This window comes from Tateyamaria sp. LSS28, assembly GCF_059611725.1.
This window is the reverse complement of sequence record NZ_JCAPFI010000005.1, coordinates 159,990-174,812: the sequence shown is the minus strand read 5'-3', so window position 1 is coordinate 174,812 and position 14,823 is coordinate 159,990. Positions and strand designations below refer to the sequence as shown.

Annotated in this window: 12 protein-coding genes; 3 read left to right on the top strand and 9 right to left on the bottom strand. The window is 57.8% G+C overall.

The genetic code is table 11. The features are described 5' to 3' along the window. Nucleotides 1–19: 19 nt before the first annotated feature. Complete coding sequence (locus AC53L6_RS16500; protein ID WP_299209179.1) at nt 20–1,036, bottom strand: C4-dicarboxylate TRAP transporter substrate-binding protein; 1,017 nt, start codon at nt 1,034–1,036, stop codon at nt 20–22. 436 nt (nt 1,037–1,472) lie between these two features. On the opposite strand from AC53L6_RS16500, the gene acs reads away from it, so the two are divergent. Next, nucleotides 1,473–3,425, top strand: coding sequence for an acetate--CoA ligase (acs, locus tag AC53L6_RS16495; RefSeq protein WP_496908644.1), 1,953 nt, complete (start codon nt 1,473–1,475; stop codon nt 3,423–3,425). A gap of 111 nt (nt 3,426–3,536) precedes the next feature. Continuing rightward, entirely contained in the window at nt 3,537–4,544 is a 1,008-nt protein-coding gene (locus AC53L6_RS16490) for an AraC family transcriptional regulator (protein ID WP_496908643.1), read from the top strand. On the opposite strand, the gene AC53L6_RS16485 is transcribed toward AC53L6_RS16490, so the two are convergent. From AC53L6_RS16485 to AC53L6_RS16450, 8 genes are all read right to left on the bottom strand, one after another. Then, nucleotides 4,541–5,716, bottom strand: a complete 1,176-nt coding sequence (locus tag AC53L6_RS16485; protein WP_496908642.1) for an FAD-dependent monooxygenase — start codon at nt 5,714–5,716, stop codon at nt 4,541–4,543. The two genes, AC53L6_RS16490 and AC53L6_RS16485, sit on opposite strands and share 4 nt — an antisense overlap. Beyond that, nucleotides 5,713–6,831 (bottom strand): CaiB/BaiF CoA transferase family protein, encoded by a 1,119-nt coding sequence (locus AC53L6_RS16480; protein ID WP_299772183.1) that lies wholly within the window; start codon nt 6,829–6,831, stop codon nt 5,713–5,715. The genes AC53L6_RS16485 and AC53L6_RS16480 overlap by 4 nt, the downstream gene beginning before the upstream one ends. Continuing rightward, nucleotides 6,828–8,066: a Tm-1-like ATP-binding domain-containing protein gene (locus tag AC53L6_RS16475; protein ID WP_496908641.1), complete on the bottom strand. Its 1,239-nt coding sequence runs from the start codon at nt 8,064–8,066 to the stop codon at nt 6,828–6,830. Before AC53L6_RS16475 ends, AC53L6_RS16480 begins: the two co-directional genes overlap by 4 nt. Before the next feature lie 183 nt (nt 8,067–8,249). Continuing rightward, nucleotides 8,250–9,254 (bottom strand): endonuclease/exonuclease/phosphatase family protein, encoded by a 1,005-nt coding sequence (locus AC53L6_RS16470; protein ID WP_496908640.1) that lies wholly within the window; start codon nt 9,252–9,254, stop codon nt 8,250–8,252. Then, entirely contained in the window at nt 9,251–10,300 is a 1,050-nt protein-coding gene (locus AC53L6_RS16465; RefSeq protein WP_496908639.1) for an ABC transporter ATP-binding protein, read from the bottom strand. The genes AC53L6_RS16470 and AC53L6_RS16465 overlap by 4 nt, the downstream gene beginning before the upstream one ends. A gap of 11 nt (nt 10,301–10,311) precedes the next feature. Continuing rightward, nucleotides 10,312–11,184, bottom strand: a complete 873-nt coding sequence (ugpE, locus tag AC53L6_RS16460; protein WP_496908638.1) for a sn-glycerol-3-phosphate ABC transporter permease UgpE — start codon at nt 11,182–11,184, stop codon at nt 10,312–10,314. Between the two features lie 10 nt (nt 11,185–11,194). Next, nucleotides 11,195–12,076 (bottom strand): ABC transporter permease subunit, encoded by an 882-nt coding sequence (locus AC53L6_RS16455; protein WP_299603547.1) that lies wholly within the window; start codon nt 12,074–12,076, stop codon nt 11,195–11,197. Nucleotides 12,077–12,143: 67 nt separating this feature from the next. Continuing rightward, nucleotides 12,144–13,448, bottom strand: a complete 1,305-nt coding sequence (locus AC53L6_RS16450; protein ID WP_299209148.1) for an extracellular solute-binding protein — start codon at nt 13,446–13,448, stop codon at nt 12,144–12,146. Nucleotides 13,449–13,700: 252 nt separating this feature from the next. On the opposite strand from AC53L6_RS16450, the gene AC53L6_RS16445 reads away from it, so the two are divergent. Further along, nucleotides 13,701–14,684: a LacI family DNA-binding transcriptional regulator gene (locus AC53L6_RS16445; protein WP_299209145.1), complete on the top strand. Its 984-nt coding sequence runs from the start codon at nt 13,701–13,703 to the stop codon at nt 14,682–14,684. Nucleotides 14,685–14,823: the final 139 nt, after the last annotated feature.

Sequence of the window (14,823 nt, the reverse complement as noted above, 5' to 3'; positions counted from 1 at the left end):
TGACCCGCCCCTTTAAGGCTTAGCTTCCGCCTTTGGCGTCAGCGAGTGTTTTGACGACCAGGTCATACAGTTCCTGACCGGGCAAGCCCTGCCCTTCCATGTCCGCGATCCACGCGTCACGTGCGGGATCAGCTGCAATCGACCGGAACTCGGCAATCACTGCGTCGTCTATCTCGACCTTTTGCACGCCCTTCTCTTCAAGAACACTGTCCCAACGCTCGAGCAATTCGGCATAGTTGGCCAGGTAGTGATCAATCGCCTCGGAAACCGAGCTTTCGAGCGCTGCCTTGTGCTCGTCCGACAAGCTGTCATACGCGTCGATGTTCACAACCACCGGGCAGTTCACGGTGCCGGGGTTCAGGTTGGCCGTCCACCAGTCAGCCTGGTTGATCGTACCAAACGACAGGTGTGCGTGCTGGGCAAATGCCACCGTGTCCACAACACCGGATTCCATTGCCTGGTAGGCCTCGGTTGCCGTCACGGATGTTGGAACGCCACCGACGCTTTCAAAGGCCTTGCCCAGACCGCCCGTTGCGCGCACGCGCATACCTTCAAAGTCTGACAGCGTTGTCTTAGGTTCACCCGTCCCGACCAAGTTGTACTGCGGCATCGGCGAGGTCATCAGAAGGCGTGCGTTCCACTGCTCCATCTCCTCGACGGCAGCTGGGTGTTGGTAGACGGCAGTCGCCACCGCCACTTCTTGCTCCAGGTTCTCGACCCCGAGGAACGGCAATTCCAAAACGGTGATCACCCGGTTCTTGTCCCGGTGATAGCCTGCGCAGAACTGTGCCATTTCGAACGCACCGATCGAGATGCCATCAAGGTTCTCGCGGTTCTTGGACAAGCCACCATAGCTGATGTTCATGGTGAATTCGCCGTTTGTCTTTTCAGACACGAGCTCGGCCAGTTTTTCGACATGCTCGGTAAAGGCACGGCGCTTGCCCCAGACCGACACGTTCCATTCCGTGGCCGCGGCTTCGAGCGCAAATGTACATGATACAGCGGCAACAACGCCGCCCAACGCGAATTTGTTCATGATGTTTCTCCCTTGATGCGGGACCTGACGGCCCGCTTAGAGTGGAAGCTAGCGTGGCGGCCTCGCGCTGCCAAGGGGCTGCAAACTGGCCAAATGCCAGCTTGATTCTCGAACAACCGCCGTCGCTGCAATGCAGCAGGTGTTTTATCGCGGCTTTTCAAGTGCGTGGCGCGAAGATGCAGCGGGCCACCCTTCAAGGGATTTCGACAAAAAGGATGTGTAAGTCATTGTAATTTATGAGATTTATTATCTCATCCGTCACATCACACGGCTTTGGCCCGACCTATACAACCAACGTCCCATTTATTTCCTTCTGCTCTGCATTGCGTATTATCACCAACAGAGGGAGGAGGCCGCGCGCACGGTTGCGTCATCATGGAGGATGGCACGTAAATCTTGCGCACCTCCAACAAGAATAGGACGACCCGGAGGAACCATGCCCGAAACCAAAACACACGCGCCACATCCCGATCTGGCCGCCAATGCACATGTGAATGCGGCCCGCTATGACGAGATGTATGCGGCATCCATGAGCGACCCGGCGGCCTTTTGGGGTGAGCAAGGGAAACGGGTGGACTGGATGACGCCCTATAGCCAGGTCAAGGACGTGTCCTATGACTTCGGCAACGTGTCGATCAATTGGTATGCGGACGGCACACTGAACGTCTCCGCCAACTGCATCGACCGGCATCTTGCAAAACGTGGCGATCAGACGGCCATCATCTGGGAACCCGACGATCCCAATGATACCGCTAAGCACGTCACCTATGCAAAGTTGCATGCAGAGACGTGCAAAATGGCCAATGTGCTCAAGGGGCTGGGCGTTAGCAAAGGTGATCGGGTGGTGATTTACATGCCGATGATCCCCGAAGCCGCCTATGCCATGCTGGCTTGCGCACGTATCGGTGCGATTCATTCCATTGTATTTGCGGGGTTTTCGCCCGACGCGCTGGCAGCGCGCGTATCAGGCTGCGATGCCAAGGTGGTCATCACCGCCGACGCCGCCCCCCGCGGGGGCCGCGTGACCAACCTCAAGGACAATGTGAACCAAGCGCTGATCAACGTGATCAACGATACCAAGTGCCTGGTGGTGCAACGCACGGGACAGCAAATTGCATGGCGCGACGGGCTGGACTATTGGCTGCACGAAGAAGCGGCCAATGTCCCGGCAGAGTGTCCACCGGAAGAGATGGGCGCAGAGGACCCTCTGTTCATTCTTTATACGTCTGGTTCGACGGGACAGCCCAAGGGTGTCGTCCACACCACCGGCGGCTACCTTGTCTATGCATCGCTCACGCACGAGATCACCTTCGACTACAAGGATGGTGAGATTTACTGGTGCACAGCAGATGTAGGTTGGGTGACCGGTCACAGCTACATCGTCTACGGCCCGCTGGCGAACGGGGCCACAACCCTGATGTTCGAAGGGGTGCCGACCTACCCCGATGCCAGCCGCTTCTGGCAGGTCTGCGAAAAGCACCAAGTGGCACAGTTCTATACTGCGCCTACGGCCATTCGTGCCCTCATGGGCCAAGGCAATGATTACGTGACCAAGTGCGATCTGAGCAGCCTTCGCATACTGGGTACGGTTGGCGAACCAATCAATCCGGAAGCCTGGAATTGGTACAATGACGTGATCGGCGGCGGGCGATGCCCCGTTGTAGACACGTGGTGGCAAACCGAAACAGGTGGCCATCTGATGACGCCCCTGCCCGGTGCCCATGCGACCAAGCCGGGCGCGGCGATGAAACCGTTCTTCGGGATCAAGCCATTGGTTCTGGAGCCTGCCACCGGCGACGTCATTGAAGGCAATGGTGTTGAAGGGGTGCTGGTCATCGCAGACAGTTGGCCGGGCCAGATGCGCACAGTCTGGGGCGATCACGAGCGCTTCGAGAAAACCTATTTCTCTGACTACAAAGGCTACTACTTCACCGGCGATGGATGTCGCCGGGACGAAGATGGCGACTACTGGATCACCGGCCGCGTGGATGACGTGATCAATGTCTCAGGGCACCGGATGGGCACGGCCGAGGTGGAAAGCGCACTTGTCGCGCACGCAAAAGTGGCCGAGGCTGCAGTGGTCGGCTATCCCCACGACATCAAAGGTCAGGGCATCTATTGCTATGTCACCTTGATGAACAACGAGGAACCGACCGAAGAATTGCGCAAGGAGTTGCGCACATGGGTCCGGTCCGAGATTGGCCCCATCGCCTCCCCCGATCTGATCCAGTGGGCGCCAGGCCTGCCCAAGACACGATCAGGCAAGATCATGCGCCGCATTCTGCGCAAGATTGCCGAGGATGATTTTGGCGCATTGGGCGATACATCAACCCTCGCCGATCCGTCCGTGGTTGAGGACCTGATCGAAAACCGGATGAACAAAAGCTGACCAAGCGGGGCCGCTTCACGCGGCCCCATGCGGCAACCCGATCACGCCAAATGACTTGCATATTCCGCCAAGCCGCTGGCTTGGTCGGCGAAAAGTGGTCACACTGGCACCATGACCGCGCCGCAAGAAACCTATTACAAGATTGCCCGGACGACCGAACAGTTGTGTGGGCTGTTGCAAGTGGATCCGACCGCCGTGATGCGGCGCATGCGGTTTCCGCCGGACTTTCTGCAAAACGAAGGGCGCGGCGTGTCCGCGGCGGACTACTTTGCGGGATGGAATGCAATCCTTGCCGAAGCAGATCGCGAAGACACCCCGCTCATGCTGGGTCGCGCCTATGCCCGCGGGCCGTTCAACCCCGCATTCTTTGCCTTTACGTGCAGCCCCAACGTGGCCGTTGGACTTGAGCGACTGTCACTGTTCAAACCCCTGACCGGTCCACTCGTTCTCAGACTCAAGCGCTCGCCATCGCAGGCTCTTGAGATCCACAAATCTTCGAACCAACCCACCCTGCCCTTACCCGCAACCTTTGCAGCAACCGAGCTTGTCTTTCTGACCGAGGCCATCCGCGCGTGCACCGGTCATCACATGACACCGCAGGCCGCCCGCCTGCCTGAACGGCTGGCCTGCCATGATGCATTGGAAGAGTTCATCGGCATTCCCATTGAAACGGGAGGACCGAATATGATGATGCTTGCGCCCGAGGATGCCGACCGCAAGTTACTGTCGGCTGATCCGGCGCAATGGGCGCAGCTTGAACCTGGGTTCAAACGTCAGATGCAATTGCAGACCTCGGAACAGGCGATAACGGCACGGTTGCGCACAACACTGGCGGAAATGCTACCCGCTGGCGAAGCCACCATCGACGCCGCAGCGCGACGCATGCGGTTGAGCACCCGTAGCCTGCAAAGGCATCTGCGCGACGAAGGCACACGATTTCAACAGGTCCTCGACACCACACGCGCAGATCTGGCGCGCGACTACCTGACCTCAACCGAATTGAACGTGGCCGAAATCAGCTACTTGCTTGCCTATCGTGACCCAAACTCCTTCTACCGCGCCTTCAACACGTGGACAGGCCAAACACCTCAATCCGTACGCGCCGCTGCCAATACCTAGATGGCCTGTGTCACATCGTGGCGATAGACCCAATCCTGGCGCGCATGTATCAGTCCGGGGGCGATGCGTGCTCCAAGTGCCATTGGTCCATAGAACCCGATACTGCCAAGCGGTGTCGCCTTATGAAACATGCGTGCATTGGCGGCTGACCCGGTCTGGATCCGTGCTGTACGCTCAATGCGCAAGTCAAAATAACGCTGCAATCCGACCTCAACCGATGCGGCATCTTCGAGCACTGCCGCGAGCGTCCATGCATCCTCCAACGCCTGCACCGCCCCTTGTGCCATGGACGGCAACATCGGATGAGCCGCGTCACCCAAAAGGGTGACCTGCCCCTCGTGCCAGCGGGGTAAAGGCGTCCGATCAAACAGGGCCCAGCGGTTCAATACCGGTGCTTTTGCAATCAGCCCCGCGACAATTGGATGCCATCCGTCAAAAGCCGCCATCGCGTCATCTCGGCTCCCTTCGATCCGCCAGCCTTCAGGCGCAGGCTCAGATTCTTCAACCATGCCGACGAAGTTCGCCAATGTACCAGCGCGCAACCGCGTGGTGACGGCGTGGCGCTTGTCGCCCGCCCAGACACATGCCGTTGGCGGGGGCGGACGATCCAGTTCATCGACTGGCACCACCGCGCGCCAGGCAATATTGCCTGTGTATCGTGGCTTGTCCGGACCCAGCATTTGCTGACGGACCGCCGAATGCAGCCCATCGGCCCCAACAACCAGATCACCCGAGGCGCGGCTGCCATCAGTAAAAACAACGGCACCGTCCGGATCATACCCAGAAACACCAAGGCCGGTCTGCACGGCATCCGGTAACAACTCGTTCAAACGCTCCACCAACGCATCCACCAAGTCGACGCGATGGATATGTATGTATGGTGCGCCCCAGCGCTGGGCCGCATACCCTTTCATAGGAAGTGAAAACACCTGACGACCTGATACGCCCAGGCGCATCTCGATTGCTTCCGGTTCGAAGAGCGTCCGCGTCATGTGCGCAGACACGCCCAGCGCCTGAAGCACATGCCAGCCGTTAGGTGAGATTTGCAGCCCCGCACCCACTTCGGTCAACGCCGGGGCCTGCTCGAACACGGACACATCCCAGCCTCGCAAGCGCAAGGCAATCGCAGTGGACAGCCCTCCTATACCACCGCCGACGATCAATGCCTTCATGTCAGCGCTCCGTCCGCCCGAAGCGCGTCAATACTTGTCTGATCGTAACCGAGCTCGGACAGTACGGCCTCAGCGTCCTGCCCGGGTGCCTTCGACGATTTTGGATTACGCGGTGGAGTGTGATTCAGACGGGGCGCGGGTGCAGCCTGCCAAACGTCGTCAACGGACAAGTAGGTACCACGGCCCGCCATGTGCGGGTCATCCCGCGCTTCCTCCATCGACAGAACCGGTGCAACGCAGGCGTCCGTCCCAGCAAAGATGCGAGCCCATTCATCGCGCGGGCGCCGTGCAAACAATGTAGAGAACTTGCCGGTCAGTGCAGGCCATCCGCTTCGATCATTCTGATCCGGCAAGCTGATCAGCTCCAGCTCAAGCCCCGCAAGCAAGGCTGCATAAAATTGCGGTTCCAAGGCTGCGACGGCCACATCGCGCCCGTCAGCACAACGGTAACAGCGATAGAACGGTGCACCGCCATCCAACCAGTTCTGTCCGGGCTGATCCGTCCAAAACCCGTTGGCCATAAAGCCGTGCAGCAGTCCCATCATGGCCGGAACGCCATCCACCATGGCAGCATCAACCACCTGACCTTTGCCCGTCCGACCCCGTGCAATGACCGCAGAAAGAACCCCGAAAATCAGGAACATGGCCCCACCGCCGTAGTCCGCAATCAGGTTCAATGGCGGGCGCGGCGGTGCATCAACTGTCGCCATCAGGCTGAGCACACCCGTTTGCGCAAGATAGGTCAGGTCATGGCCTGCGGTCTGCGCCAACGGGCCGTCCTGCCCCCACCCGGTCATGCGGCCATAAATCAACGTGTCCGGCGTGTCATCCGGCCCCAAGCCAAGACGCTCCATCACGCCCGGGCGAAAACCTTCGATCAGGATATCAGCCTGTGCAAGCAAATCATGCGCAATACCTCGGCCCGTATCTGACTTCAGATTCAAGGCAATCGACCGCTTGCCGCGCCGGTTCACGTCGTACGGATCAGCAGGACCGGAGGCGCGGTCAATCACCACAACGTCTGCCCCCATGTCAGCCAGAAGCTGCCCCGCCAACGGGGCCGGACCAAGCCCGGCAAATTCGATCACCTTCAACCCGTGCAGCGGTCCTGTCATCCATGTGCCTCAATCGTGCCATCCACAACCCAGCCATCAAAAACAGCCAGCGCTGCATCCACAAACGCATCATCATTGATGTGAGCGGCAACCTCGGTAAATCCCAACGGTTCTGTAATCACAGCGCGCATCTCGTCGCAGAAGGCGGCCAACCCCTCGGGATCATGCGCCGGTTGACCCGGGCGATCCCATTCCTCGATCCCGCCAGATGGAAGGATCACATGTGCCGGGGTGTCGCTGGCCTTAAGCCGCTTGGCAATTTCACGCGCGGTCGCGCGGCGCTCTTCCGCGTTGAATGCGGAGCATTTGATCAAGCGATTGTGCACGTGGAAGGGACGGTCGCGATATTGCTCCGGGATCTCTTGCCAGCCTGCAAAATCAATCAGGTCAAGACAACCCGGCGCGACGATCCGCGGAATGCCAGCGCGCCCTGCATTCAGCATGCGATCTTCACCGCCATTTACAACGGACCCCGCCATCAGGTTGCCCAGTTCGGACAGGGCAAAATCCATGACGCAGACAAAGCCACCCTCGCGCGCAATGCTTTCAAACGCCATGCCGCCCATGCCTGTGGCGTGAAAGATCGCAACCTCGTACCCCCGCGCCTCCAGCTCTGGTTTCAGGCGCTTCATGTATCGCAGGCAAGATGAGCCAAGCGATGTCATACCAACCATTGGACGATCAGCCGCCGGAGGCTCAACGGCGCGTGCAGCACCCAATACAGCACCCGCCGCCTGGCTCAGCGACGCCTTGCAGACCGAATTCAGACCATAGAGGCCACCCGCCCAAAGGATCATCTGTATGTCAGCCGACAACCGGTCTGTCGGGATGACTGGCGAAAAACTGACCGTGGACACCACATATTTGGGAACCCCCAAGGGCAACGCCTGACAGATATCCAGCGCCACATCCGTCCCCATGGAGCCGCCCAAGATGACCACCCCATCAAACCGTCCTTGATCCAGCAATGACCGCGCCAGCACACTCGCCCCACGCGCCATGATCTGCATGGCCGTGTTTTCATCACCGCTGTCGATCACCGCTTGAATGGTTGTGCCTGCCGCCTCCGCCACTTCAGATTTCCAGACATCGACTGGACGCTCGGGATCACCCAGAACCGAGATGTCCATTGCCAGCACGCCACCACCCATGGCGGTAATACGCTCGGCCATATAGGTCAGTTCGTCATTCTTGGTGTCGTAGGTCCCGACAACCAAAATGGTCTTGTCCGCCATGTGCGCTTTCCCTTGCCGTGCGACGACATGCAATCACAGGCAACGAAACAGGGAAACCGCAAAAGATGTCGCGATCAGCGCCATCCAGACATGAGAGTTCAGAAACGCCGTTCATGGACGGTGCACGCGACTGGTTGTGGCTGAATGCGCGCGCCAAGACTGATTGCGGCCAGCATCAGGATCCTAGTCCAAAGACACAGCGGCCCAAACAAGGTCGTGGTCTGATAGCGGTTGCCCCGCGTCTGACAGCGACGTCCTGATCCCGCACTCCTGGCACCGCAAACCCCGCCCAGCGATCCAATCCAGCTTCATTTGCCGATCCGGATGTGGCGTGATCAGGCTGGGCCTTGTTGTCGTTCCCTCAGCGGTAAATTCCCACGAGTAGCCGCGGCTTTCAGCCAAGGAAAAGAGAGTTTCCTGACGCCAGTCAAATTCTGGCGGCATGTGGTTGCCGGTATTCAAATCACCGCCGATCACCACCGGGCCGCTTGGCGCAAAATCGTCGATGGCATCCAACAAGATATCAAATTGGCGGTGACGACGTGGCGCATCCGCATTGCTTTCCAAATGCGTGGAAACAACTGTGATAGGTCCCTTCTCTGTCGGCAGTTCCGCCAACAAGGCCAGCCGACCACCGACACGCGGCTGCTCCGGGTCCGATGCTCCGCTGTTGCTCGCAAACCAGTGTCCATGATCATCGAGCCGAACCATCGCCACCCGATCGAAGGGCACGGCGGACAGGATTGCATTGCCATGCCAGCCAAGCACATTGAAGTCGTCGGTGCACAGCTGCAGTTCAGTTGGGCCGCCTAGTCCCAACTCATGAAACTCAACGCCATAGGCATAAACCATCGACAACGCGTCGGCAAAGCTTTCGGTTGTGTGGCGCTGGCTGGTACGGGCCATACCGTTGTCCACCTCTGACAACAGCACCACATCAGGCTTGATCGGTTCAAGATGATCCGCACAGGCTTCGGGGAACAGACACCGTTCAACGTTCCATGCGACCACCGTAATGTCGCTTGGCAAGCGGTCCCGCTGCGCCCTGCCCCCACATTGAACCGCGTTCATGGCAGGAATACCGTTCAGCAGCTGACGATGCGCGTCCGCCGTGCGCGGGGCAGACAGAATACGCGCGCGCTGTTCTTCGCTCACCGGTTCAAGAACCGTCCGAACATCGGTGATCATATCGCTTTACCGGTCTCCGGTTGGAACAGCCGGATCGCATCCGGTTTGATCTGCAGCCTGACCTCGCCTTCGGTTGCGGCGGCGTCCTTGCCGACATGAACGGTAAAGGCGTGCCCAGCCAAACGGCCATGCAACAGGCGATGGGCTCCCAGCTCTTCCACGATTTCAACCGTAAAGGGCGTCGAACCGGCTTCATCTATGGCAACGTCTTCGGGTCGAATGCCCATTGTGACCGGCCCGGAATAGGCTTGGTCCGAGGGAGCGGTCAGTACGGTGCTGCCGTTCATACGGATTTCGCCATTTTCCAGCTGCGCATCTATCAGGTTCATTGGCGGCGCGCCCATGAAGGACGCGACAAATTTCGAGGCAGGATTGTGATAGATCTCTGCCGGGGTGCCGATCTGCTCGATCTCGCCACCGTTCAAGACAATGATACGATCCGCCATGGTCATGGCCTCGACCTGATCATGGGTCACATAGATCGACGTCACACCAAGACGTCGCTGCAAGGCCTTGATTTCGATCCGCATTTGGTTGCGCAATTTGGCGTCCAGGTTGGACAATGGCTCGTCGAACAGAAACAACGCCGGATCGCGCACCACGGCACGCCCCATCGCGACGCGCTGGCGTTGACCACCAGACAGTTGCGAAGGCTTGCGGTCCAGCAAGGTGCTCAGATCGAGCATCTTGGCCGCATCCTGCACCTTCGCCTCGATCTCGGCGGCAGAGGTGCCACGGTTCTTGAGGCCATAGCCGATGTTCTTGCGCACGGTCATGTGCGGATAAAGCGCATAGTTCTGAAAGACCATGGCGACGTCGCGATCCGCCGGGTCCACATCATTGACCTCGCGGTCTCCTATGTTCAGCGAGCCAGCGGTTATGTCCTCAAGGCCAGCCACCATGCGCAAAAGCGTTGACTTGCCGCAGCCTGATGGCCCCACAAGGACAACAAACTCACCGTCCGCAATGTCAAAGCTGGAAGGCTTCACCGCCTCAAATCCATTCGGGTAGGTTTTTCCAACCCCGTTCAGTGTAACTTGTGCCATTGGCGGTGTTCCTACTTGTCTGACTCGGTCAGGCCCTTGACGAACCAACTCTGGAAGAAAATGACGATCAGGACCGGCGGCAGCATCGCGATGATCGCAAGCGCCAGGGCCTGGCCGTATTCCGGGATGGAGTTTGCGTCGATCATCGTTTGGTAGATCTGCTTGATGCCCCGCACGAGGGTAAACAACCCCTCGTCAGTGGTGATCAGCGTGGGCCACAGATACTGGTTCCATCCGAAGACGAACATGATGATGAAGATCGCGGCAATCATGGTTTGCGACAACGGAACCAGAATATCGATGAAGAATTTCACCGGACCTGCTCCATCAATCCGCGCCGCTTCAGCAAGCTCCTCTGGAACCGAGCGAAAGAACTGCCGGAAAAAGAACGTGCCAGTGGCGGATGCGATCAGCGGCACGATAAGGCCCGAATAAGTGTTGGCGAGGTTGAGGCGTTGAATAGCCTCGTAAGACGGCAGGATGCGCACTTCCAAAGGCAACAGCAGCGTTGTGAAGATGATCCAGAAGGCAAAGGTCGCAAAGCGAAGGCGGAAATAGACAAGCGCATAGGCGGCCAGCATCGAAATGATGATCTTGCCAAGAGCAAAGCCCAACCCAAGGATTAGAGAGTTCTTGAGCATCACCATGCCGTCGATGGTGGCAGTGAAGCCTCCCTTTTCGAACATGGCCTTTGAGTAGTTTTCCCCGAGGTGACTTCCCGGAACAAACATGATGCCTTCTCGTGCAATTTGGACTGCGCTGTGACTGGATGTGACGAATGCCAGCACCACGGGCACGAGCATGAAAAGCGCCCCGAGAATGAGAATCGTATGGTCGAATACGGGTGTCCACTTGAAGGGCTTGCGGGTCTGTGTGCGTGCCATGACGTGGACCTCAGCTATAGTGAATGCGGCGTTCGATCAGCCGGAACTGAAAGACGGTAAGAACAAGGACCAGAACCATGAGGATCACGGACTGGGCCGACGAGCCACCCAGGTCATTTCCACGGAAACCGTCCATGTACACCTTGTAAACAAGGGTCATCGGGTTGTTCCCAGGTTCACCCTTTACCAGCGTATCGATGATGCCGAAAGTGTCGAACAGCGCATATGTGATGTTGATGATCAACAGGAAGAACCCGGTCGGGGCCAGCAGCGGAAATGTGATGTCCCAGAACCTGCGAACGCCCGAGCGATTGTCGATCATGGCGGCTTCACGCACTGCTCTGGGTATGGATTGAAGGCCGGACAGAAAGAAGATGAAATTGACCGGGATTTGCTTCCAGACCGAAACGATGATGAACGCCGTTGCCGTTGAATTGTAATCAACCAGAATTTTGTAATCCCAGCCCAGCGCCTTGAAGAAATCCGTCATGGGGCCGGTGTGCTGGTGAAACAGCATTATGCCCATGAAACCCGCAACTGGCGGTGCCACAGCATAGACCCACATCAAAAGCGTGCGGTAGCTTTTTGCCCCCCGAATGACCTTGTCCGCCTTCACCGCCAACAACAGGGCGATGGACAGCGAGAAGAACGTTACAAGCACCGTGAAAACAACGGTAAACCAGGCAATCCGCATATACTCCGAATTTGCTGTCAGGTCGGTGTAGTTTTCAAAACCCACAAAGGTCGACCCGAAACCGAACGGGTCCTGGAGGTAGAAAGAAGACTGAACCGCCCAGCCCGCAGGCCAATAGAAAAATATCGCAATGATCGAAAGCTGCGGCAAAAGCAGCGCCACAGGCAGCCAAACGCTGGTGAACCCGGCTCGTTTCATTCGGAATCCCTTTTGCAGAAAAGCGGCGACCGCGAGAAACGGTCGCCGCCGATATGAAACGCGATGCTTAGCCTTGCGTCTTGGCGAAGCGCTCCAAAAGTTTATTGGATTCCGCCTCGATCGTGGCAAACCCGCTTTCGACGTCCGTTTCACCGGTCAGGATGCGGCCGTATTCACGGTTCATCACGTCACGGATCTGGACGTAAAAGCCCATCCGGTAGCCCCGGGTGAACTCGCCCGCAGGCAGTGAAAGCTGCTGGATGCCAACCTCGGCCGCCGGGAATTTCTCGTAGTGGCCATCCGCCTTGGCTGCTTCATAAGCAGCTTCCGTGATCGGCACGTAACCCGTGGCCTGGTGCCAGAAATACTGCGTATCGGACGATGTCAGGTAGCTAAAGAATTCTGCCGCTGCCTTGTTTTCCTCTGCCGATTTGCCGGACATCGCAAACAGGGCCGCGCCACCGATAAAGGTTTGTGTGGGTTCGGTTGTCACACCTTCCCAATAGGGCAGCATTGTCGCCGAGAAATCAAAGCCCAGGTCCTTGGCCAGCAATCCACCGAACGAACCCGAAGACCCCAGCCACATCGCGACATTGCCGTCCTCGAACGGCTTGGCGTTGTCACCCCATCCGGTGCCGTACCACTCAAACAGCCCCTGCTCTTTCCAATCCACCAGCGCGGAGAAATGCGCCTTGATGGCCGGGTTGTTGATCATGATCTGCGTGTCGTTGCTGTCGTATCCGTTGTTGCTGGACGCAAACTGCAGATTGTGCCGGGAAAAGAAATTCTCGGTGAAAATCCACGGCAGGTGCGATTGGCTAAGCGGAATGTAACCGGCCTCTTTCAACGCCGGAGCGGTGACATTGGCGAATTCTTCCCAAGTTGCGGGCGGCGTGACACCAGCTTTCTCAAGCGCTTGGACATTGTAGTACATGATCGGGGTTGAAGAGTTGAAGGGCATACCGATCATCTTGCCGTCGGCATCCGCATAGAAATACCGCACACCGGCGATGTAGTCGTTGATATCAAAGTCGATACCATTGTCCGCCAGCAGATCCTGCACCGGGATGGTCGCACCTTGCGCACCAATAACGGTGGCTGCACCGGCATCAAAAACCTGGATGATGTTGGGCTGTTCACCCGCGCGGAAGGCAGCGATGCCGGCAGTCAGCGTTTCTTCATACGAACCTTTGAAAACGGGCGTGATCTTGTATTCGTCCTGGCTTGCGTTGAAGCCTGCGGCAACTTCGTTGACCGTTTCTCCAAGCTGGCCGCCCATCGCATGCCAGAAGGTGATTTCGGTTTCGGCCAAGGCCGCTTGGCCTGCAAATGCGATGCTGAAAGCAGCCGCGCCCAGTTTGAAAGATTTCATTACATTGCTCCGTGTGTCGTGAGACTAATAGAGTTTGGCAACTGGTGTCGGGACGTCTCTAGAACCCGGCAAGTCCAGCTGCTGTTTGGTTACAGGGAATAAACTGCCCCATGCTGCACGGAATGTGCACACGTGTTCAGTACGAGTTAAATGTAACAGTGATGCTACGGTTTCAGTTCCGTCTTGAAAAGTTTTTCCTACAACGGGAAGGTGCACGCGGATGCCCCAAACATCAATGAAACGCTTATAAATATGGCCAAACGCAAACGTATTACTGCTCAAATGGTGGCTGATCGTGCGGGCGTTTCGCGCTCTGCGGTGTCTCGTGCCTTCACCAAAGGCAGCTATTTGGAAGAATCAAAGCGCCGTCGGATCTTGGGAATCGCGGCCGAAATTGGGTACCAGCCAAACGCACTCGCCGCGGGCCTGCAGGGCGGACGCTCCCGTTTGGTAGCGGTGATCGAGGGGGACATTCGCAACGCCCATGACACAACCCTGATCAGCCGATTGTGCAGTGCGCTCAATGCAAATGGCTTTTGGCCCATTCTTGTCAGCGGGACGCGGATCAACGGGCATACAGAGGCTCTGGCTTTTCCGCTGGATGCATTGATCGTGCGCGGCGGCAGCATGTCAAAAGACCTTGTCCACCGATGTGCCAAGCTCGGTATTCCAATGATCTGTTACGGGCGCCCGACCGAAGAGCTCAACATCGATTCAGTCCACTGCAAGAACCAGGCAGGGATGCAATTGGCGACCGAATTTCTGGTGTCCAAGGGCCGGCAAAAATTCGGTTTTCTTGGTGGACCGGACCAGTTCTATTCCTCCATGAAGCGGCGGAAAGGAGTGTTGAACGCACTCGACAACGCGGGCTTGGATTTAGAGGCGGAGGCGGCCAGTGATTTTTCAGTGGCCGGTGGTTTTGCCGCAGCAAAAACCCTGCTCACTGAAAACGGACACATAGATGCGCTCGTCTGCGCAAATGATGCCATGGCCATTGGCGCACTCGGAGCGGCCCGCGCGCTTGGGATCGCCATACCAGACGCCTTGTCGATCGTCGGCTTCGATGATGCCGACATGGCGGATTGGCAGATCACAAAGTTGACCACCGTGCGGAATCCGCTTGAGACGACAGTTCAGGAAGTTCTCAATCTGCTTGTCGATCGGATCAACAATCCGGATAGAGAGTGTCGAACGATCCGGGTCGAACCACAGCTTGTAATCCGCGGAACGCACTAATGTGGTTTGAATTTTGCCTGCCACAGCAACGTGGCTGCAACACAGCCGCCGCGACAGAAACTACGCGCCAACGCAAGGCGCGAGCACTCTTTTGACCGGTTAGCAGTCCCGCCAATCACAAACCGGCGGGCCAGGTCGC